The organism is Halobacterium sp. MBLA0001 (assembly GCF_049705385.1).
In the GTDB taxonomy this organism is placed as follows: Archaea; Halobacteriota; Halobacteria; order Halobacteriales; family Halobacteriaceae; genus Halobacterium; species Halobacterium salinarum.
Window position 1 is genome coordinate 246,003 of record NZ_JBNAMQ010000007.1, and the last position, 18,776, is coordinate 264,778.

Sequence of the window (18,776 nt, forward strand, 5' to 3'; positions counted from 1 at the left end):
TCGGTTCAGGCGGGTCTCGCTGGCGGCTTCAGACGTAGTGGAACCACTCCTCGCGGTCGCCGGCCTCCACGAGGTCGAAGAACGCGGTCTGGAGCTCTTCGGTGACCGGGCCGCGGGTTCCGGAGCCGATTTCGACGTTGTCGACTTGCTTGATCGGCGTGACTTCGGCGGCGGAGCCGGTGAAGAAGAGCTCGTCGGCGGTGTGGAGTTCGCCACGCGAGATCGAGACGTCGTCGTGGACGGTGTAGCCGCGCTCCTCGGCGAGCGTGATGACGGTGTCGCGGGTGATGCCGTCGAGGATGCTCTCGGAGAGGCCGGGCGTGAAGAGTTCGCCGTCGCGCACGAGGAAGATGTTCTCGCCGGGGCCTTCCGCGACGTTGCCCTCTTTGTTGAGGACGATGGCTTCGGTGAAGCCGTTGCGCCGGGCTTCCTCGCCGGCGAGCATGCTGTTGACGTAGAGGCCGGTGGTTTTGGCGTTCGTCGGGATCTGACTGGAGGCGTGCTTGCGCCACGTCGACACCATCACGTCGACGCCGTTTTCGAGGGCGTCGTCGCCGAGGTACGCGCCCCACGGCCAGGCGGCGATGGCGACGTCGGTCGGGCAGTCGCCGGGGGAGACGCCGAGTGATTCGTAGCCGTAGTACGCCAGCGGGCGGATGTAACAGGACCCGAGGTCTTGGCGCTGGATGAGCTCGACGGTGGCGTCGGTGAGTTCGTCGGGCGTGAACTCGATGTCGAGGTCGTAGGGTTTCGCCGATTCGTAGAACCGCTGGAGGTGGTCGTCCCACCGGAAGATCGCGGGGCCGTTGTCGGTGTCGTAGACACGGACCCCCTCGAAGATGCCGGACCCGTAGTGGAGTGCGTGGGTGAGGACGTGTACTTGTGCGTCCTCCCAGTCGACGAACTCGCCGTCCATCCAGATGGTGTCGACGTCCATCTCACTGAAACTGGGCATGTGCGGACTGACGAACTGATCGGTGATAAAACCACGAGTGACGGATCCCCGACGCGTCTGGACACCGGCAAGAATGTCCTGAGATAATCTAACCGTAGAGCTTAATTACCGATGTGAATTATCGGTGGGTGATGAGCGACTTCACGCCGCTTGCCTACGAGGACATCGACGACGCACGGAAGCCGACGCTGACCGAGGCGCTGGTTCCCGTGCTGGTTGTCGTCGTCTCGCTCGGCGTCGGCTCGGGCTACCTCGGGCTTGCGCCACACGCGCCGCTCCTCTGGAGCATCACGTTCACCGGGCTGTTCGCGCGCTACCACCTGGGCTACGACTGGGAACGCGTCTCCGACGCCGCGCTGGCCGGCCTCAGGATGGGGCTGCAAGCCATCCTGATCCTGTTCGTCATCTACGGGCTCATCGCGACGTGGACCAGCGCCGGCACCATCCCCGGGTTGATGTACTACGGCCTGGGGGCGCTCACGCCCGCGGTCTTCCTCCCGGTGACGGCGATCCTCGCCGCCGTCGTCGCGTTCGCCATCGGCTCCTCGTGGACCACCGTGGGTACGCTCGGCGTCGCGTTCGTCGGCATCGGCTCCGGGCTGGGCATCCCGCTACCAATGACCGCCGGCGCGATCGTCTCCGGGGCCTACGCCGGCGACAAACAGAGCCCGCTGTCGGACACCACGAACCTCGCCGCGGCCGTCACGAACGCCGACCTCTACGACCACATCAACGGCATGCGACTCGGGACCGCCATCGCGTTCGGCCTCTCCGTGCTCGCGTACGCGGTGCTGGGCGTGCTCATCGTCGATGGCGGTGCCGCGAACGTCACCGCGATCAGCGGCCCCCTCGCCGGCAGTTACGCGCTCGGCCCGCTGGTGTTCCTGCCGCTGGTCGTCACGTTCGGCCTGGCGTTCCGCGGCTACCCGGCGCTCCCCTCGCTGGTCGCGGGCGTGTTCGCCGGCGCGCTCACCACGATCGCCGTCCAAGGCGCCTCGTTCACCGCCGCGTGGGACATCTTCCTCAACGGCACCACCCCCGAGACCGGGAGTGAACTGGTCAACAACTTGCTCACCACGGGCGGCATCGCCGGGTCCGCGTGGACGATCGCGGTCGTCGTCGCGGCGCTCTCGCTCGGCGGCCTGCTCGAACGCACCGGCGTCCTCCCGACGCTCACCCACCACCTGACGCGCGCCATCTGGTCGCCCGAATCGCTGGTCGCCGGCACCGGTGTCGCCGCCATCGCGACGAACGCGTTCTCCGCCCAACAGTACATGAGCATCGTCGTTCCGAGCGTCAGCCTCCGCACGCTCTACGACGAATACGACCTCAACGAGCGCGACCTCTCACGGGCGGTCGAGGCCGCCGGCACACCCACGGGGCCGTTCTTCCCGTGGCACGCCGGTGCCGTGTTCATGACGGGCGCGCTCTACACCAGCCAGCCCGGAGCCATCTCGTGGTGGTGGGCGCCGTACTACTTCTTCGGCATCCTCTCGCCGCTGGTGCTGTTCGGGCTGGTGCTTGCGGGCCGCGGCTACGACCGCGCGGGTTCGGCCACGCAGCCCGCCGCCCCGGCCGCCAACGCGGCCGCAACTGACGACGACTGACCTACCCGCCCAGCGCCGCGAACACGAACACCAGGGACAGATACAAGAGGACGATGCCGACGGCGGCCACCGGCACCAGGGAGAGGTAGTCGTAGCTCGTGGCGGCGGCGGGCAGCGAGAGAGTGCCGTTGGCGGCCGCCTCGCGGTCCGCCTCGTCGACGGCGTCGGCCCGCGGCATCACCTCGGGCAGTCCCTTCCGGCGGGTGTCGAGTTTGTTCAACACCACGACAGCGCCGAGCGTGAGCACGGTCGCAAGCGGGAGCGCGACCACGGGTGACCGCAGGCCGACCGCGTACAACACCAACATCACGATGGTCACGCCCGCGGCCGTCGCCGCGAACGGGATCTGGGTGGTGACGTGGTCGATGTGGTCCGACCCCGCGAAGATCGACGACATCACCGTGGTGTCGCTGATCGGGGAGGAGTGATCGCCCCAGATCGCGCCGCCGAACAGCACGCCGACGAGGACCGGCAACACCGCCGCGCCCGCGAGGTTGTATCCCAGCGGGATCGCGACCGGCGTCAGGATGGCCATCGTCCCCCACGAGGTGCCGGTGGTGAACGCGACGAACATCGCGGCGAGGAACACGAGCAACGGGAGGAAGCCCGCCGGCACGCCGCTGCCGACCAGCGTGGTGACGATGAAGTCAGCGGTCCCCACCTTCTCGGCTGCCATCCCGATCCCCCACGCCAGCACGATGATCGCGAGCGCGATGTTCATCGTCTTGAACCCATCGACGATGGTGTCCGTCGCGCCTTCGAGGTCCATCGTGCCGTACGCCAGCGCACCGACGAAGCCCGAGACCATGAACGCGAACGCGCCATGGAGCAGCCCCATCGCGACGTCGGTCTCCTGGAGGGCGGTGGCGATGTCGACGCCCGGCTTGTAGCCACCGCCGAGATACCACATCGACCCCAGACCGACGGCCAACAACACGGCGATCGGCCCGAAGAAGTTCAACAACGAGGGGTTCGCCGTGCTGGGGTCGCCGACGTCGTTGGAGACGTCAGACAGCGGCGTTGCGCCGTCGGCGATGGTGTCACCGGTGGTGCGGGCGCGCCACTCGGCGTCCAGCATCGGCCCGAAGAACCGCTGGGTGATGGTGATGAACCCCACCATGAAAAACGCCATGAAGCAGTAGATGTTCCACGGGATCGACTGCAAGAACAGCCCGAACGGAGTGGTCCCAAGCTCGGCCGCGGAGACCCGAGCCGCCTCCAGGCCCGCGATGATCATCGACACCTGGTAGCCGATCCAGTTCGACACCGGCCCGAACGTCGTCACGGGCGCTGTCGTGGAGTCGAGCACGTAGGCGTGCATCTCGCGGGAGGAGTCGGCGTCCTGGGCGAGCTCCCGGGTGGCGTTGCCGGTGACGACCGTGCTCGTGTACGAGTCGAAGAAGATGAACACGCCGATCAGCCAGGTCAGGATCTGTGACTCGCGTGCGGTCGAGATGCGGCTGCCGATCCAGCGTTCGAGCGCGAGGATCCCCCCGGAGCGGTAGATGAACGCCGCTCCCGCACCCATGAACAGGATGAGCACGATGAATTTCGTGTTGAACGGCGTTCGAACGACCGCGACCAGCCAGTCCATCGTCAGTGCGGTCGCAGCAATCGGGTTCCACTGTGCGACGACCAACGCGCCGGCCCAGACGCCAGCGAACAGCGACACCAACACCTGTCGGGTGGTCATCGCGAGCACGATCGCGAGCAGCGGCGGAACAAGCGCCAACACGCCGTACGATGCCATGGGTGTACGTAGCCCGATGATGGGGTGATAAGCGTGCTGGGATCAACTGCGAGTGCCACACCGGATCGTGGCGGTGCTACTGAAACGCGGCTACCAGATCGCTGCCCTCGACGTACGGGATGTCGTGGCGGCTGGCGTACCGTTTGGCGTCGGCGACCGAGCGCGCGCCGCCGGTGTCGGCGTCGAGCATCTCGCAGACGACGACGGCCGGCGGGACGCCGGCCGCACCGGCGAGCGCGATGCCGAGCTCGGTGTGGCCCTGGCGAGCGGACAGCGACGGCGCGGCGCGGAGCACGTGTACGTGCCCGGGCGCGCGAAACGTCGCCGGGAAGTCGACGGCCGCGGGGTCGGCGGCAGCCTGGCCGAGTTCCGCGATGGTGAGCGCGCGGTCGTCGTCGGTGATCCCGGTGTAGGTGTCGCGGTGGTTGACTGTCAGGGAGAACGACGACCGGTCGTCGTAGCCGAGGTGGCCGTGGTCGGCGGCGGGGTGATCGAGTTCGTCGGCGATGAACGGGAGCGCGAACGCGTCGGCGACGGCGTCGCCGAGCGCCACGCAGATGAGGCCGCCGGCGTCGGTGCGCATGCGTGCGACGGCGTCGGCGGTGACCGCGGGGGCCGGATAGATCAGGTCGACTTCGCCCTCGCGGTCGGCGGCGTCGTGGACCAGCACGGGCTGGCCGTCCCGGAACGCGTCGACAGCCCGACCGACGCCTGGAGCGTGGGCCGCGTTGCTATGCCTCGACACGGATGGTCACCTCGTCGTCGTCGAGCAGGCCGAGTCGCTCCCGGAGCTTGACCGGGGCGATGATTTCGAGTTGGTCGTCGTCGTGGTGGGTGCGGTCGGGGATGATGACGTGTGCGCCGTCGAAGTCGGTGCCGTCACCCACGACGGTGCAGGCGTAGCAGGTGGCCGACCCGTAGGTGCGGTCTTCGTCCTCCCAGGCGTCGATGTCGACGCCGTCTAGGGCTTGTATGCCGGCGCGTGCGCGCTGACCGTCCGGGGGGAGATCGACGTTGAGCGTGCCCGGGTACGGCTCGTAGCCGAGCTTCTCGGCGAACTGGCGGTTGTACCCGGGGAGGCTGATGTAGTGGCGGCCTTCGCCCATGCCGCTGGTGACTGTCCCCGCCAGCGCGAGCTCGCCGGGGTCCTCGAAGATGCGGCGGTAGTCCTCGTATTCGTGTTTGAGGGCGTGTCGGCCCGCGTCGGTGACGGTGATCCACTGGCCGTCGCTGACGAGGTCACGGGTGACGTAGTCGGCGTCGTCGAGTGCTTGCAGCCGCCGGGAGGCGGTCTGGCTGGAGGCGTCGAGGCGGCTTGCGAGGTCGCCACACGACACTTTCACCTCGCCGCGGTGTGCGCCGTCGAGCGCGAGCAGTTTGAGCACGGCGAGTTCGTCGTACCCGACGTCGCCGGTGCTCGTGGCTCCTGACATGGCTGGGGGTTGGCCCGCGCCCCGCATAAGGATACCGAAAGTGGAACGCGTCTCGGAATTGAGCTAGTCCGCGGTGGGGCGAGCGCCCTCGGTCCAGAACGCCGACTCCGGCCGCAGGTCCTCCACCCACGTGTCCTCATCGCGGGCGAGCAGCGCCACCCGCGAGGCGGGCTGCTCCCGGAGCACCGAATGCGGCAGGTGTGTTTTGACCGCGCGAGCGAACGCGAGGACGTCCTCGTGGTCGGGCATCGCCGCCCGCCCCAGGCGGTCCCGGCTATCCCCGACGTGCATGTACGCCTTGAGCTCCACGAAGTCGGGGGCCGCGCGCTCGAAGAACCCGGCGTACCAGTCCGGGTTCGCCATGTTCTGGCCGCCGACCAGCGTCGTCCGCAACACGGTCCTGGTGTCGTCTTTCGCGTGCAGCACGTCCATCGTGTCCACGAGGCGCTCCCAGGCGTCGTCCTCGGTCGCCCCCACCACGTCGTCGAACGTCGCGCGCTCGGGCGCATCGACGGAGACGTACAGCTGCGTCGGATCGCACTCCCGGAGCACCGCCGGGCGGGTGCCGTTGGACACCAGGAACGTCGTCAACCCCCGGTCGTGGAACGCCTCGATGAGTTCGGGCAGGTGGGGGTACAGCGTCGGCTCGCCGTCCAGGGAGATGGCGACGTGGCGGGGCTCCATCGCCTCCTCGAAGCGCTCTCGGGGCACCTCGTCGTTGCCGCCGAACCCCGACAGCAGCTTCCGCTGGAGGCGGATCGAGGCGTCCACCACGGCCTCCGGGTCGTCCCACGCCACGCCGTCGAGCTCGTAGGTGTGCCCGGAGTGGTCCCGCCAGCAGAACACGCACCGCTCGTTGCACCGCACCACCGGTGTCATCTGGATGCACCGGTGGGACCGGATCCCGTAGAACGCGTGCTTGTAACACGTGCCCTCGCCGCGCATCGCGTTCGCAGTCCAGCCACACGTCTGGGCGGCCGTGTGGTTCTCGTGGTGGTAGTCCGGGTCGTCCACCTGTTTCGGACCGTCCGACTCGCTCATTACCGATGGGGTCGGACGTGACACGCATAACACCACGGAACTGGACCGCCACCGGAGGGCAGTCCAACCCACCGACCGGAAGCGAGTCCGGCGGTGGCGGCGTGGGCTCAACTATCGGCGGTCTCGTGGGTGCGATGGGGGCGTGCCTCTGTCGAGTCCTTCTGGAGGGCGGGTGACGGACAAACAGTGTGGAGTCGCCGGCTACAGCGGCGCGCCGACGTACGCGAGCACGCCGTACGTGACCCCGAGCACGACCAGCACGTAGAGCAGCAGCCATCCAGTTGACATTGAATCGCGTTCCGTTGGCATACCTGAGTGTCGGAGGACGCTGTCGCTTAACGCTTCCCGTTCGACCCGAGCAACCCACCGGTGAGCCGCCACAGGATCGAGGCGTCCCGTGTCTGGTCGTCGCCGGTCGCCGCGCCGGCACCGCTGCCGTCGTCAGTGGGCGCTCCGGACGGCGCGGATGCAGCCATCAGCCCCGAGGCGGCGTCACCGCTGGCGTCCCCGTCACGGAACGACACCGGCAACGGCTCGTCGAGCAGCGTGTACGCGAGCTCGCGGTACGCCTGGGCGGCGGGGCTCTCCGGGGCGAGCGAGACAAGGGGGGTGCCGGCGCGCTCGCTGTCGGCGACGCGGCTGTCCTCGGGAATCAACCCCAGGATGTCCGTCTGGAGCGTGGCGGCGGCGTCCCCGTGACCGGCGTCGGCGCCACCGGCGTCGTCGGTGACCCGCGTCACGACAGCGCCGGCGACGTGGCCGCCGACCCGCTCGACGAGGGCGCGGGTTTTCGCGGTGTTGGCCAGGGCGGCCGTCTGGCGCGTGGACACGAGCACTGTCTCGTCGGCCAGGCCCAGCGGCACGGTCGTGTCGTGGCTGAGTCCGCCGCCGGTGTCGACGATCACGCAGTCGTAGCGGTCACGAAGCGTCGCCGCGACGTCCGGGAGTGCGGACGGATCCGCGCGCCCGAAATCCGTGATCGTGGTGCCGCCGACGATCACGTCGAAGCCGGCGGGGGCGGCCGCGGTCGCGTCCGTGAGCGCGGCGTCGTCCGCGAGCACGTCGTGGAGGGTTGCAGTCGCTGACTCGTCGCACGCCACCACGTGATCGACGTTCGCCATCCCCAGGTCGGCGTCCACGAGCACCACCGACCGATCGGCTTCCGCCATCACCGCGGCGACGTTTACCGCAGTCGTCGTCTTTCCGACGCCACCCTTCCCGGAGGCGACGGCGAACACACGGCCACTCATATGGTTCCATCTTCGCACACCGTCACATAAAGCGTTTGGCGGTGCCGGATGCCCCAGCCACGGCGCTCTACAGGGTCAAAGCTTACTTACCGGCCGGTCGGCTACGTCAATGCAATGAGCGAGCAGGACGAGGTACCGTCCGAGGACCGACGCAAGTACGAGTTCCGCAAGGTCATCGAGGAGCTCAAAGACTACGAGGGCAGCGGCACCCAACTGGTCACCATCTACATCCCCCCGGACAAGCAGATCTCGGACGTCGTGGCCCACGTCACCCAGGAGCACTCCGAGGCCTCCAACATCAAATCCAAGCAGACACGCACCAACGTCCAGGACGCCCTCACGTCGATCAAAGACCGACTGCGCTACTACGACACGTTCCCCCCGGACAACGGGATGGTCGTGTTCTCGGGCGCGGTCGACTCCGGCGGCGGCCGCACGGACATGGTCACGGAAGTCCTGGAGTCCCCACCCCAGCCCATCGAGTCGTTCCGCTACCACTGCGACTCGGCGTTCCTCACCGAACCCCTCGCGGAGATGCTCGGCGATAAGGGCCTCTACGGGCTGATCGTCCTCGATCGCCGCGAGTCGAACGTCGGCTGGCTGAAGGGCAAGCGGGTCCAACCGGTGAAATCCGCGGAGTCCCTGGTGCCCGGGAAACAGCGCAAGGGCGGCCAGTCCGCCCAGCGGTTCGCCCGGCTGCGCCTGGAAGCCATCGACAACTTCTACCAGGAGGTCGCGGGCATGGCCGACGATCTCTTCGTGCCGAAGCGCCACGAGATCGACGGCATCCTCGTGGGCGGCCCGTCACCAACGAAAGACGAGTTCCTCGACGGGGATTACCTCCACCACGAGCTCCAGGACAAGGTCCTGGGGAAATTCGACGTGTCGTACACCGACGAGTCCGGGCTGTCGGATCTGGTCGACGCGGGGCAGGCGGCGCTGGCGGAAGCCGACCTGATGGACGACAAATCCGACATGGAGGAGTTCTTCGAGGAGCTCAACGGCGGCAAGCTCGCCACCTACGGGTTCGAGCAGACGCGCCGAAACCTCATCATGGGCTCGGTCGACCGCCTGCTGGTCTCCGAGGACCTCCGCGAGGACGTCGTCATCTACGAGTGCCCCAACGACCACGAGGAGTACGAAACCATCGACCGCCGGAACACCAGCCCCGAGCACACGTGTTCGGACTGCGGCGAGGAGGCCACCGAGGTCGACCGCGAGGACGCCATCGACCACCTCATGTCGATCGCCGACCAGCGCGGCACGGAGACGCATTTCATCTCCACGGACTTCGAGAAGGGCGAGCAATTGCTGACCGCGTTCGGCGGGTACGCCGGGATTTTGCGGTACTCGACCGGCGTGTAGGCCGCCACACCGGTCGGTTAGTCGTCGACGTGTGCCTGCTCGAAGGGATACGGCGGCAGCCGGAGTTCCGCCAACCCCGGCAGGTGTTTGACGTTGTAGACGACGCGCAGCTCCGGCGACAGCGGGACCCCGTTGCAGGACAGCCGGAACCCCTGGTCGATGAGATCGGCAGTGAGGATGTGGTCGGTGGGCATCGACAGCGCCCCGTCGGTGACGGCGACCGCGCAGTTCGCACACGCACCACCCCGGCAGGCGTACGGCCACCGCCACCCACGGCGTTCGGCGGCCTCAAGCAGTGATTCGCCTGGCTCGACGGTGAACTCGCCGTGGTCGACGGGGTCGAGGTCGGCGGCCGCGGCGTTCGCGAACAGGTCGTCGTCGTCGAGCGCCCAGCCCGCGTCCGCCGCGACCGCGTAGTTCAGGTATTCGACGGTCGTTTCCGCGGATTCCGGCGCGCGCTCGAAACCCCCGTCGCCGGGATCGGTGTCGACGTCGGCCTCATCGAACCCATCGGCGTCGCCGGCTTCGATGGCGTCGTAGGCGGCCCGCACCAGCTGGAAGCGTTCCCGGGAGCCGCCCTGGTCGGGATGCGTTTCGACGACGCGGCGGCGGTACGCGCGTTCGATGGCCGCCTCGTCCGCGTCAGGGGACACGCCGAGAACTTCGAACCGGGAGTCCACATCCCGTGTTGGGCGTAGAGCATCAAAAGTCTCCCCGCCGGCGTGGATGTCGCCGGGGACTCGCTGCCGGCGGCGCTCAGATGAGCTGTGCCAACTGTGTGCGCCGCCGGCTCACGTCCACCGCCGGGGTGACGGCTGTGTCGGCTGCGAGGCGGTCCAAGAACAACAGCACGTCGACGCCGTGGCGTTCGGCGACCCCGGCAACGGCGTCGGCGTCCGCGCGGTGGAGCGCGAGCCGATCCACGAGCGCGAGCAAGCACGCAAGCACCGCGGCGGTCTCGCCGTCGGCGGGGAAGGCGTCGCTCGCACGGGCGAAGTCGGGGTAGTCGTCGGGCGGGTCATCGGTGGGCGCAACGCGCAGACACTGCGTGCAGAGCACGGCTCCGGGCCGGTCGTCGGGGAGGCAGTCGCTGACCGACGCTGGGATCGGAAACGACACCACCGGACACCCGCAGTTCGGACACGTCATGGCTCAGTCGACGGCTACGCGCCCGTCGACTCCGCGGCCGCGGCCTCGTCGGCCGCCTCCTCTTGGGCTTCTTTCTTGTCTTTGACCTTCTTCATCCGGAACATCTCCTCGCGTTCCTTCTCTTCGAGTTTCTGGTCGATGTACTCTTTGCCCTCGTGGAGTTCGGGCAGCAGCTTGAACTCCAGTGCGTTCACGCGGCGCTTGGTCGTCTCGATCTCGGTGAGCATCTTCTTCATCGCCGTCTCGACCTCCGCGGCGAGCACGATCGACTCCAACAGCTCCTCGTAGGCGTCTGCGGCCTCGTCGATGCGCGCGCTCGTGCCGAGGATGCCGTAGCCCCGCTTGTCGAAGGATTTCTTGACTTTCGTCGATTCGATCTGGGGGACGACGACGCCCATGATGTTCATCGACTCGACGGTGATCTCGGGGTACTCTTCGAGCGCCGCGGCGGCCCCGCTGACCGCGACATCGCCCTCCATGGCGCGCGCCATGTTGATCTTCTGCTGTGCGGTCTCGTAGTCGCCTTCCAGACCCGACCGGACGTCCTGTGACTGATCCAGGATGTCCATGAACTCCATGATGAGTCCGTCACGCTTCTGTTCGAGCGTGTCGTGGCCGCGCTCCGAGAGGTCGATGCGGTCCTCGATCTCCATGAGGTTCTTTCGGGTGGGCTTGATGTCCTGAGCCATGCGGGGTTCTTAGCCCGGTGTTCGGTCTCCGGGGAAGTAAACGTTTCCAGTCGGGCTCAGAGGACGCCCTGCACGCGGTCCATCCACGTGACCACGGCGACGTGTGGCAGGGTGAGCACGGCGATCAACACGAGGTAGAGTGCGGCCCCGGATTCGAGCGTGGTCGGCGGGTTGGGTACCGCCCACCACAGCACGCCGCCCAACGCGAGCGCGGCCGCCGTCATCGGCGCGGCCTCCACGCCGAACCGGGCCAGCGGTCCGAGGATGTCGCCCGCGCGCAGCGACGGGTGGACCGAGCCGTCGACGGCGATGGCGCGCGCGACGTGCCGGACCGAGTGCCAGACGCAGAAGTAGACGCCGACGGCGAACACCGGCGGCACGACGAAGAAGAACACCCACAACAGGAGGGTTTCGGCGGCGTCGACGCGCCACGCGCCGGGGGAGTGGGTGCGGCGTCTGCCCGCCGCGAGCACCGCGACGGTCGCGGCTGCGAACGCGACGCCCAGCCACAGGCGGACGCGCGGGTCGAACACCGCGAGGTCGCCGACGGAGCCGCCGAACGGCGCGGCGAACGCGTCGACGACGCTGCGGTACCGCTCCGGGAACCCGAGCAGCGGCACGAGCATCGGGAGGCCACCCCGGATCAGGACCGTCGCCGCGCGCCGCGGGCGCGTATCGAGGTAGTCGACGTCGAGGAAGTCGAGCAGCGGGTAGAGGTCGCCCTGCCCCCAGTGCAGCCACGTGATCGCGACGAACGCGAACGCAGCGGGAACGGGCGCGAAAAACCACGCGGCGGCGTAGCCACCACCGAGCACGAGGTAGAGGACGCCGACGACCGCCAGCCACCGCACGGTGACGGTGCCCGTGACCGCGCGGGGCAACGCGAGGTAGTCGATCGCGCCGTGTGGCATGCCGAACACCACCGCGCTGGCGACCAGCGGGGCGTACCGTGCGGTCGGCGAAAGCGACACGCCGGTGATCGCGGGCAGGGCAGCGATGCTGATCGCCACCCAGCCCAAAGCCAGCGCCGGACGGGCCAGCGTGCGACGCGCCCGCGCCGTGAGTGGGGTCAACGCCACCGGGCTAGCACCCACGCGTACAGGATGAGGCCCTGGCTCACGAACACGTTCGTCACGAAGAAAAACGCGCCCTCCTCGATGGGCAGCCCGAGCACCGTGATTCCGGTGGTGTACTGGCCGGCCAGGATCCAGATGCCGTCCGCGATGGCGTACCGGTCGGCCGCCGACAGGAACAGCGTCGGCACCAGCACGGCCGCGGCGAACACCCGGCGGCGGCGCCACAGATACCGCCAGCCGACCGCCCACTGGAGCGCGAGCACGGGTGCCGCCCACGCGATGATCGCGCCGATGTAGAACGTCGCGTCGACGGTGAGCAGCACAGCGCCCCCACACCCGACGAGCACGCCCGCGAGCGCGCCCAGCACGGCGTCACGCCGGGTCGGCGAGAAGCCGGCGGTCGGGCGCAGCGGGAGGGCTTGCACCCAGAGCCCGGTGAGCAGCGTCTGCGTGATAACGAACAGATACTCCTCGATGGGCATCTGCCAGAGCCGCCCCACGACGGTGCCCTCGCCGTACCACCAGACGCCCGTTGCGATCAGGTAGTTGTCCCAGGGGGTCGTGTATAACAGCGCCAACACCAGCAGGATGCCGACGCCGGCCGCCCGGGCGCGGTCACCGTCCCAGCGAGCCGCGCGCACCACGCCCAGCGCAACCAGCGGCGGGCCGACGGCGACAGCCAGGAACGTGAGGTAGCTCGTCGTCACGCCGTCTCCCCCCGAGAGTGCGCCGTGTGGGCGGCGCGAGCCGCGGGCTGTCCGACCGAGCGCGCCCCACAGCCCGCGGTGTCGAGTCGGACACGCCACAGCAGCACCGACGGCGAGCCCAACGGGTGCCCAGCAGCCACGTTGTGTATGCCATTTTGCTGCCCGTACGTAACTGTGGGGGGCAACACACGCGGTGTCCGGGCGGCGGCATGTGACGGGCACACAGCCCACTGGCTGGTGGTGCGAGCGCCGCGGAGTGCAGCGAAAAAGACCGTCGCAGCCGGACGGCGCTAGTCGGCCGTGGCTTCGTCGGCGACGTCCTCGACGTAGTGGTCCTCGATGAGGTCCTCGTCGACGCGGTTCAGCTCGGTCTTCGGGAACATCGACAGCAGTTCCCAGCCGAGATCCAGCGTCTCCTCGATGTCGCGGTTGGTCTTGAACCCCTGGTCGATGAACTCCGCCTCGAAGCGATCCGCGAAGTCCAGGTAGCGGTTGTCCCGCTCGCTCAGGGCCTCGCGGCCGACGATGTTCACCAGGTCACGCAGCTCCTCGCCCTCCGCGTAGGCGGCGTACAGCTGGTCGGACACGTCACCGTGGTCCGCGCGCGTGAGGCCTTCGCCGATGCCGTCGTCCATCAGCCGGGAGAGGCTCGGCAACACGTTCACCGGCGGTGTGACGCCCTGGCTGTTCAGATCACGGTTCATCATGATCTGGCCCTCAGTGATGTACCCGGTGAGGTCCGGGATCGGGTGTGTGTCGTCGTCGCCCGGCATCGTGAGAATGGGGATCTGGGTGACAGAGCCCTCCTTGCCCTCGATGCGGCCGGCGCGCTCGTAGAGCTGCGCCAGGTCCGTGTACATGTACCCGGGGTAGCCACGCCGACCGGGCACCTCCTCGCGGGCCGCGCCGATCTGGCGGAGCGCCTCACAGTAGTTCGTCATGTCCGTCAGGATGACGAGCACGTGGTAGTCCTTCTCGAAGGCGAGGTACTCCGCCGTGGTCAGCGCCATCCGCGGCGTCACCGTTCGCTCGACGGCGGGGTCGTCGGCGAGGTTCATGAACACCACCGAGCGCTCCAGCGCGCCGGTGCGCTCGAAGTCGTCCATGAACTCGTTGGCTTCCTCGGCCGTGATCCCCATCGCGCCGAAGACGACGGCGAACTCGCTGCCCTCGTCGTCGTCGGTCTCCGCTTCTTCCTCGGGCACCGACGCCTGGCGGGCGATCTGGAGCGCCAGATCGCTGTGTGGCAGGCCGGAGCCGGAGAAGATCGGGAGTTTCTGGCCCCGCACCAGCGTGTTCATGCCGTCGATGCCGGACACGCCGGTCTGGATGAACTCCTCGGGGTACTCGCGGGCGTGGGGGTTGATCGCCTCCCCGACGATGTCGACGCGGTCGTCGGGCACGATGTCCGGCCCGCCGTCGATCGGGTTGCCGGAGCCGTCCAGCACGCGACCGAGCAGGTCCTCGGTCACGGGCATCTTCAGGGTCTCACCGAGGAACCGCACCGAGGCGTCCTTCCCGACGCCCTCGGTCCCCTCGAACACCTGGATGGCGACGAACCCGTCGCTTGACTCCAGCACCTGTCCGCGCTTCACGTCGCCGTTCGGCGTCTCGATCTCGACGATCTCGTCGTACCCGATCGGCTCGTCGGTTTCGACGTACACCAGCGGGCCGCTGACTTCAGTGATCGTCTGGTACTCTTTCATTGTAGTCAGTAGAGCTCCCGAAGCTGCTCGGTAATCTGCTGTTTGATCTCCGCGACCTCCGCCTCGTGCTCGTCGTCGGGCGTCGTGCCGAGACGATTCAGGCGCGGCGCGGCGTCGATCGACGTGATCTCCTCGACTGGCACACCGGCGTCCAACGCCTCAAAGGACTCCTCGTGAAGCGTCTTGATGCCGGAGAGGATGGCGTACGTCTTCTCGGGCGGGCAGTAGCGATCCACGTCGTGGAGCGCGTTCTGCTGGAGCCACGCCTCGCGGATGTACCGCGCGACTTCCAGCGTGAGCTGCTGGTCCTCGGGCAGCGCGTCCTTCCCGACGAGCTGCACGATCTCTTCAAGTTCGGATTCCTCGTCGAGGATGTCGACCGCCCACTGGCGCTGCTCGGCCCAGTCGTCGACGACGTTGTCCGTGAACCACGGGTCGAGTTGGTCCTTGTAGAGACTGTAGGACTCGTCCCAGTTGATCGCCGGGAAGTGCCGGCGCTCGGCGAGGTCCGAGTCAAGCGCCCAGAACGTCTTCACGATGCGCAGCGTGTTCTGGGTGACCGGCTCGGAGAAGTCCCCGCCGGGCGGCGACACCGCACCGATGACCGAGATGGAGCCCTCGGTCCCGTTGAAGTTCTCGAAGTAGCCGGCGCGCTCGTAGAACTCCGAGAGGCGCGCGGCCAGGTACGCGGGATACCCCTCCTCGCCGGGCATCTCCTCGAGTCGCGAGGAGATCTCCCGCATGGCCTCCGCCCACCGCGAGGTGGAGTCGGCCATCAGCGCCACGTCGTAGCCCATGTCGCGGTAGTACTCCGCGATGGTGATCCCCGTGTAAATGCAGGACTCACGCGCCGCAACCGGCATGTTCGACGTGTTCGCGATGAGCGTGGTGCGGGCCATCAGCGGGTTCCCGGTCTGGGGGTCGGGCAGCTCCGGGAAGTCCTCGATGACCTCCGTCATCTCGTTGCCGCGCTCACCACAGCCGATGTAGACAACGATGTCCGCGTCGGCGAACTTCGCGAGGGACTGCTGGGTGACCGTCTTCCCGGACCCGAACGGCCCCGGGATCGCGGCCGTCCCGCCTTTCGCGATCGGGAACAGGCCGTCGAGGATGCGCTGGCCGGACACCAGCGGCTCCGTCGGCGTCTGCTTGTCGACGGTGGGGCGCTGGCGGCGGACCGGCCACTCCTGGTGCATCTGGATCTCCTCGCCGGTGTCCAACTCGACGACCGTGTCGTCGACGGTGAACGTGCCGGATTCGACGGCGACGACTTCGCCGCCGTCACTGCGGGGGGGCACCAGGACCTTGTGTTCGATGCTGACCGTTTCGTCGACGGTGCCGACGACATCGCCGGCCGCGACCTCGTCGCCCGCCTCGACGGTGGGCTCGAACTCCCAGTCGGTGTCGAGGTCGATGCCGGGTGCGTCAACACCGCGATCGAGGAACGCCCCCATCTCGTCTTCGAGGACGTCCAGTGGACGCTGCACACCATCGTAGATGGAGTCCAGCATCCCCGGGCCCAGGTCCACGGTGAGCGGTTCGCCCGTGTTGTCGACGGGCTGGCCCGGCCCGATGCCGGACGTCTCCTCGTAGACCTGGATGGTGGTTACGTCGCCTTCGATCTCGATGACCTCGCCCATCAGACCCTCGTCGCCCACGTAGACGACGTCGTTCATCTGCGCGTCGAGGCCCGTGGCGGTCACGACCGGACCGCTCACGCTCTCGATTTCGCCGGTGTCAGTGATTGCTTCAGCTTGACTCATTCGAATTAGTCACCTGCCTCCGTGTCGGCAGCACTTGCATCGTCGTCGTCGTCCATCAGGTCGATGCCGATGGCGCGCTTGATCTGGTCTCGGAGTCCGCTTGCACCGCTTGCACCGCCACCGATGGTCACGAACGTCGGCTCCACGCTGGTCTCGACGGACTGCCGAACGCCCCGTGAGAGGTGCGCGAGGTCGTCGTCGTGCATCACAGCGATGCCGACGTCCTCGTCGGCGAGCACTGCTTCGACGGCGGCGTCCAGGTCATCGTCTTTCTCGTCGTCGGCGACGTTCTCGACTTTCCGGACGCCCGCAAGCTGGAACCCCGTCGTGAACGCGGGACTGCCGATGACAGCGATCTCCTGGCTCATAGCATGACCAGCTCCGCCTGGATTTCGTCCTCGCTCATGCCGGCTTCCCGGCCGCGAGCGATGGCGCGAATGTTGTCTACTTCGCGTTCCTTCGCGAGCACGTACGCCAACACCGGACACACAGACGTGGGGTAGACGTACGAGAGGTGATCCGAGTACGACAGCAACGCACGGTCGAGGGCGTGCTCGAATCCGATCAGTGAGTCGGACTCCTCGAGGGCGGTCAACGCGGTGGACAGCTCGTCGCCGTACGTGCTGTCCTGGATCCGGGAGACGAGATCGGATTGGCGTTCGACCAGCGTCGTCATCTCCGAGGCCTCGAACAGCGTGCCACCCTCGATGAAGTACGCCGCCGGATCAACGGAGACGCCCGAGCGCGCGAGCCGCAACGCGTTTCTGGCGTTCCGGAAGTCGATCTCGGCGGTCAGGAACTCCGCGTACAGCGCTTCGGGGCTGTCCTGTGCCGCCGTCGCCGGCTGCGACGGGTTCAGGTTCTCGTAGTACGCGCGGTCGACGGCGTTCTCCAGTGGCACGAGCGAGTCTTCGGCCTCGTAGTCCGCGAACGCGGGTTCGAGGTACGTATCGAAGATCGTGCCGGAGAGCGCGTCGACGACCGTCTCGACGGAGTCCGCCGAGAGCAACTCGTCGAGGAACGCCGCGTCGAACTCGCCGGCGTCGACGAGGTCAGCGCGGATGGCGTCGGTGTCGGCGTGCGAGTACAGCCCGCGGAACACTGTCTTGACGTTCCACGCGTCGAACTTCCGGAGGTATTTAGCGAGCTGATCGTACAGCCGCCCTTCGCTCCAGGAGAGCAGCGCGTCGAACTCCGCGGCCAGCCCCTCGTTGAGCGCGTACTCCACGAGGTCCATCCCACGGTGCCGTGAGGCGAGCGAGTCCACGGCGTCCTTGTACGTCGAGTCCTCCATGAAGCGCGCGATCTCGCCGGTGCCCATGCGGAGGAGCTTCCGGTACTCGTCGTCGCCGAAGAGGCCGGCGCGGCGGTGGCGGATCCGGGCGACCACGTACTCGTAGTTGGCCGGTCCGGACGCGCTCATTGCTCCTCGTCGAACAGCCGGGCGCTGATTGCTTTCAAGTTGTTCTCCCAGGCGTCCGCGAGGATCGAGTCGAACGTGTTGTTCACGCGGATCCGGGACGCATCGCTTTCAACCACGACGCCGCCGAGACAGTCGTACTCGCCGGCGTACTCGTAGCCGTCGTAATCGTCGAGGATCTCCGAGATGAGGGCCTCGTCGTCCGCGCGGCCGAACACGCGGACCGTGTCGGCACCGTCGAACTCCGTGCTGGCGGCGTCGAGCAGCTCACGGGTGAGCTCCTCGCGCTCGTCGCCGTCGAGGGCAACGATGCGATCCTCGACGGCCGATCGCACGGATTGGAGCGCGTCCCGGCGTGCTTCGAGGCGCATCTGCTTGGCCTCGAGTTCCGCGCTGGAGAGTTGCTGCTCGCGCTCCTGGTCGATTTCGGCGGTGACCTCGGCCTCGGCGTCGGCGATGATGTCGTCGGCGTCGGCTTCCGCCTCGGCGACGATCTCATCGGCGCGCTCGTCGGCGTCGGCGCGAATCTCCTTCGCGCGCTCGCGGGCCTCGTCTCGAATATCCTCAACTACTGTTTCCAGACTCATAAGTGAAGGCTGCGGGGGGTGATTAGAACGGAGTCGGGACGACGAAGACAACGACCAGCGCGAGGATGACCAGTGTCTCCGGGAGAACGGTCAGGATGAGCCCGGTTCCGAAGAGGTCGGGGTCTTCGGCGATCGCACCGACCGCTGCGGACCCGATCCCACGCTCGGCGTACCCGGCGGCGAGGGCTGCGAGGCCGACCGCGAGCGCCGCGGCGGCTTTCGGGGTGATTGCGGGCATATTGCTACCGGTCTCTGCCAGGATCGTGGACAGCTGGGTG

Annotated in this window: 20 protein-coding genes; 2 read left to right on the plus strand and 18 right to left on the minus strand. The window is 67.8% G+C overall.

The window, feature by feature from the left end:
- Positions 1-28: 28 nt before the first annotated feature.
- The gene (locus ACOZ32_RS02520; RefSeq protein WP_010903564.1) at positions 29-955 is read right to left on the minus strand and encodes a branched-chain amino acid transaminase; all 927 of its coding nucleotides are present in this window, start codon (positions 953-955) and stop codon (positions 29-31) included.
- A 131-nt stretch (positions 956-1,086) separates the two neighbouring features.
- Here ACOZ32_RS02520 and ACOZ32_RS02525 point away from each other — a divergent pair, with 131 nt between their 5' ends.
- The gene (locus ACOZ32_RS02525) at positions 1,087-2,562 is read left to right on the plus strand and encodes a Na+/H+ antiporter NhaC family protein (RefSeq protein ID WP_010903565.1); all 1,476 of its coding nucleotides are present in this window, start codon (positions 1,087-1,089) and stop codon (positions 2,560-2,562) included.
- A 1-nt stretch (position 2,563) separates the two neighbouring features.
- Here ACOZ32_RS02525 and ACOZ32_RS02530 read toward each other — a convergent pair whose 3' ends face one another.
- The 5 genes from ACOZ32_RS02530 to ACOZ32_RS02550 all read right to left on the minus strand — a co-directional run bounded on the left by ACOZ32_RS02530 (position 2,564) and on the right by ACOZ32_RS02550 (position 8,036).
- Entirely contained in the window at positions 2,564-4,312 is a 1,749-nt protein-coding gene (locus tag ACOZ32_RS02530) for a Na+/H+ antiporter NhaC family protein (RefSeq protein WP_010903566.1), read from the minus strand.
- Between the two features lie 76 nt (positions 4,313-4,388).
- Complete coding sequence (gene ribB / locus ACOZ32_RS02535) at positions 4,389-5,057, minus strand: 3,4-dihydroxy-2-butanone-4-phosphate synthase (protein ID WP_205251107.1); 669 nt, start codon at positions 5,055-5,057, stop codon at positions 4,389-4,391.
- Positions 5,044-5,745: a DUF120 domain-containing protein gene (locus ACOZ32_RS02540; RefSeq protein WP_205251108.1), complete on the minus strand. Its 702-nt coding sequence runs from the start codon at positions 5,743-5,745 to the stop codon at positions 5,044-5,046. Before ACOZ32_RS02540 ends, ribB begins: the two co-directional genes overlap by 14 nt.
- A gap of 63 nt (positions 5,746-5,808) precedes the next feature.
- Positions 5,809-6,786 carry a 4-demethylwyosine synthase TYW1 gene (twy1, locus tag ACOZ32_RS02545; protein ID WP_136361531.1) on the minus strand — a complete coding sequence of 326 codons (978 nt, stop codon included), beginning with the start codon at positions 6,784-6,786 and terminating at the stop codon, positions 5,809-5,811.
- Between the two features lie 335 nt (positions 6,787-7,121).
- Positions 7,122-8,036 (minus strand): MinD/ParA family ATP-binding protein, encoded by a 915-nt coding sequence (locus ACOZ32_RS02550; protein WP_285271214.1) that lies wholly within the window; start codon positions 8,034-8,036, stop codon positions 7,122-7,124.
- Positions 8,037-8,150: 114 nt separating this feature from the next.
- Between ACOZ32_RS02550 and prf1 the strand changes: the two genes are divergently transcribed.
- Complete coding sequence (gene prf1 / locus ACOZ32_RS02555; RefSeq protein ID WP_012289438.1) at positions 8,151-9,401, plus strand: peptide chain release factor aRF-1; 1,251 nt, start codon at positions 8,151-8,153, stop codon at positions 9,399-9,401.
- Positions 9,402-9,418: 17 nt separating this feature from the next.
- On the opposite strand, the gene fer is transcribed toward prf1, so the two are convergent.
- The 12 genes from fer to ACOZ32_RS02615 form a co-directional block, all read right to left on the minus strand.
- The gene (gene fer / locus ACOZ32_RS02560) at positions 9,419-10,081 is read right to left on the minus strand and encodes a ferredoxin Fer (protein ID WP_424334902.1); all 663 of its coding nucleotides are present in this window, start codon (positions 10,079-10,081) and stop codon (positions 9,419-9,421) included.
- A gap of 76 nt (positions 10,082-10,157) precedes the next feature.
- Positions 10,158-10,550 (minus strand): DUF6276 family protein, encoded by a 393-nt coding sequence (locus ACOZ32_RS02565; protein WP_010903574.1) that lies wholly within the window; start codon positions 10,548-10,550, stop codon positions 10,158-10,160.
- Between the two features lie 14 nt (positions 10,551-10,564).
- Entirely contained in the window at positions 10,565-11,239 is a 675-nt protein-coding gene (locus ACOZ32_RS02570; protein WP_010903575.1) for a V-type ATP synthase subunit D, read from the minus strand.
- 56 nt (positions 11,240-11,295) lie between these two features.
- Positions 11,296-12,318: a Brp/Blh family beta-carotene 15,15'-dioxygenase gene (locus ACOZ32_RS02575; RefSeq protein ID WP_012289439.1), complete on the minus strand. Its 1,023-nt coding sequence runs from the start codon at positions 12,316-12,318 to the stop codon at positions 11,296-11,298.
- Positions 12,309-13,022, minus strand: a complete 714-nt coding sequence (gene crtY / locus ACOZ32_RS02580; RefSeq protein ID WP_285271436.1) for a lycopene beta-cyclase — start codon at positions 13,020-13,022, stop codon at positions 12,309-12,311. Before crtY ends, ACOZ32_RS02575 begins: the two co-directional genes overlap by 10 nt.
- Positions 13,019-13,162, minus strand: a complete 144-nt coding sequence (locus ACOZ32_RS02585) for a hypothetical protein (RefSeq protein ID WP_205251111.1) — start codon at positions 13,160-13,162, stop codon at positions 13,019-13,021. The genes crtY and ACOZ32_RS02585 overlap by 4 nt, the downstream gene beginning before the upstream one ends.
- A gap of 150 nt (positions 13,163-13,312) precedes the next feature.
- Complete coding sequence (locus tag ACOZ32_RS02590) at positions 13,313-14,728, minus strand: ATP synthase subunit B (RefSeq protein WP_010903578.1); 1,416 nt, start codon at positions 14,726-14,728, stop codon at positions 13,313-13,315.
- A 5-nt stretch (positions 14,729-14,733) separates the two neighbouring features.
- Positions 14,734-16,491, minus strand: a complete 1,758-nt coding sequence (locus tag ACOZ32_RS02595) for an ATP synthase subunit A (protein WP_010903579.1) — start codon at positions 16,489-16,491, stop codon at positions 14,734-14,736.
- Between the two features lie 5 nt (positions 16,492-16,496).
- On the minus strand, positions 16,497-16,859 hold the full coding sequence (locus ACOZ32_RS02600; protein WP_285271437.1) for a V-type ATP synthase subunit F: 363 nt from the start codon (positions 16,857-16,859) through the stop codon (positions 16,497-16,499).
- Positions 16,856-17,914, minus strand: coding sequence for a V-type ATP synthase subunit C (locus tag ACOZ32_RS02605; RefSeq protein WP_205251113.1), 1,059 nt, complete (start codon positions 17,912-17,914; stop codon positions 16,856-16,858). The genes ACOZ32_RS02600 and ACOZ32_RS02605 overlap by 4 nt, the downstream gene beginning before the upstream one ends.
- The gene (locus tag ACOZ32_RS02610) at positions 17,911-18,498 is read right to left on the minus strand and encodes a V-type ATP synthase subunit E (RefSeq protein WP_010903582.1); all 588 of its coding nucleotides are present in this window, start codon (positions 18,496-18,498) and stop codon (positions 17,911-17,913) included. The genes ACOZ32_RS02605 and ACOZ32_RS02610 overlap by 4 nt, the downstream gene beginning before the upstream one ends.
- 22 nt (positions 18,499-18,520) lie before the next feature.
- Positions 18,521-18,736, minus strand: coding sequence for an ATP synthase subunit K (locus ACOZ32_RS02615; protein ID WP_010903583.1), 216 nt, complete (start codon positions 18,734-18,736; stop codon positions 18,521-18,523).
- Between the last annotated feature and the right edge of the window lie 40 nt (positions 18,737-18,776).

Bases quoted from the DNA above. Each gene is read 5' to 3' on its own strand.
- twy1 (WP_136361531.1), bottom strand. From the start codon at position 6,786: ATGAGCGAGTCGGACGGTCCGAAACAGGTGGACGACCCGGACTACCAC.
- ACOZ32_RS02615 (WP_010903583.1), bottom strand. From the start codon at position 18,736: ATGCCCGCAATCACCCCGAAAGCCGCCGCGGCGCTCGCGGTCGGCCTC.
- ACOZ32_RS02550 (WP_285271214.1), bottom strand. From the start codon at position 8,036: ATGAGTGGCCGTGTGTTCGCCGTCGCCTCCGGGAAGGGTGGCGTCGGA.
- ACOZ32_RS02605 (WP_205251113.1), bottom strand. From the start codon at position 17,914: ATGAGCGCGTCCGGACCGGCCAACTACGAGTACGTGGTCGCCCGGATC.
- ACOZ32_RS02565 (WP_010903574.1), bottom strand. From the start codon at position 10,550: ATGACGTGTCCGAACTGCGGGTGTCCGGTGGTGTCGTTTCCGATCCCA.
- prf1 (WP_012289438.1), top strand. From the start codon at position 8,151: ATGAGCGAGCAGGACGAGGTACCGTCCGAGGACCGACGCAAGTACGAG.
- ACOZ32_RS02595 (WP_010903579.1), bottom strand. From the start codon at position 16,491: ATGAGTCAAGCTGAAGCAATCACTGACACCGGCGAAATCGAGAGCGTG.
- ACOZ32_RS02520 (WP_010903564.1), bottom strand. From the start codon at position 955: ATGCCCAGTTTCAGTGAGATGGACGTCGACACCATCTGGATGGACGGC.
- ACOZ32_RS02610 (WP_010903582.1), bottom strand. From the start codon at position 18,498: ATGAGTCTGGAAACAGTAGTTGAGGATATTCGAGACGAGGCCCGCGAG.
- ACOZ32_RS02525 (WP_010903565.1), top strand. From the start codon at position 1,087: ATGAGCGACTTCACGCCGCTTGCCTACGAGGACATCGACGACGCACGG.
- ACOZ32_RS02540 (WP_205251108.1), bottom strand. From the start codon at position 5,745: ATGTCAGGAGCCACGAGCACCGGCGACGTCGGGTACGACGAACTCGCC.
- ACOZ32_RS02530 (WP_010903566.1), bottom strand. From the start codon at position 4,312: ATGGCATCGTACGGCGTGTTGGCGCTTGTTCCGCCGCTGCTCGCGATC.
- ACOZ32_RS02600 (WP_285271437.1), bottom strand. From the start codon at position 16,859: ATGAGCCAGGAGATCGCTGTCATCGGCAGTCCCGCGTTCACGACGGGG.
- ACOZ32_RS02570 (WP_010903575.1), bottom strand. From the start codon at position 11,239: ATGGCTCAGGACATCAAGCCCACCCGAAAGAACCTCATGGAGATCGAG.
- ACOZ32_RS02590 (WP_010903578.1), bottom strand. From the start codon at position 14,728: ATGAAAGAGTACCAGACGATCACTGAAGTCAGCGGCCCGCTGGTGTAC.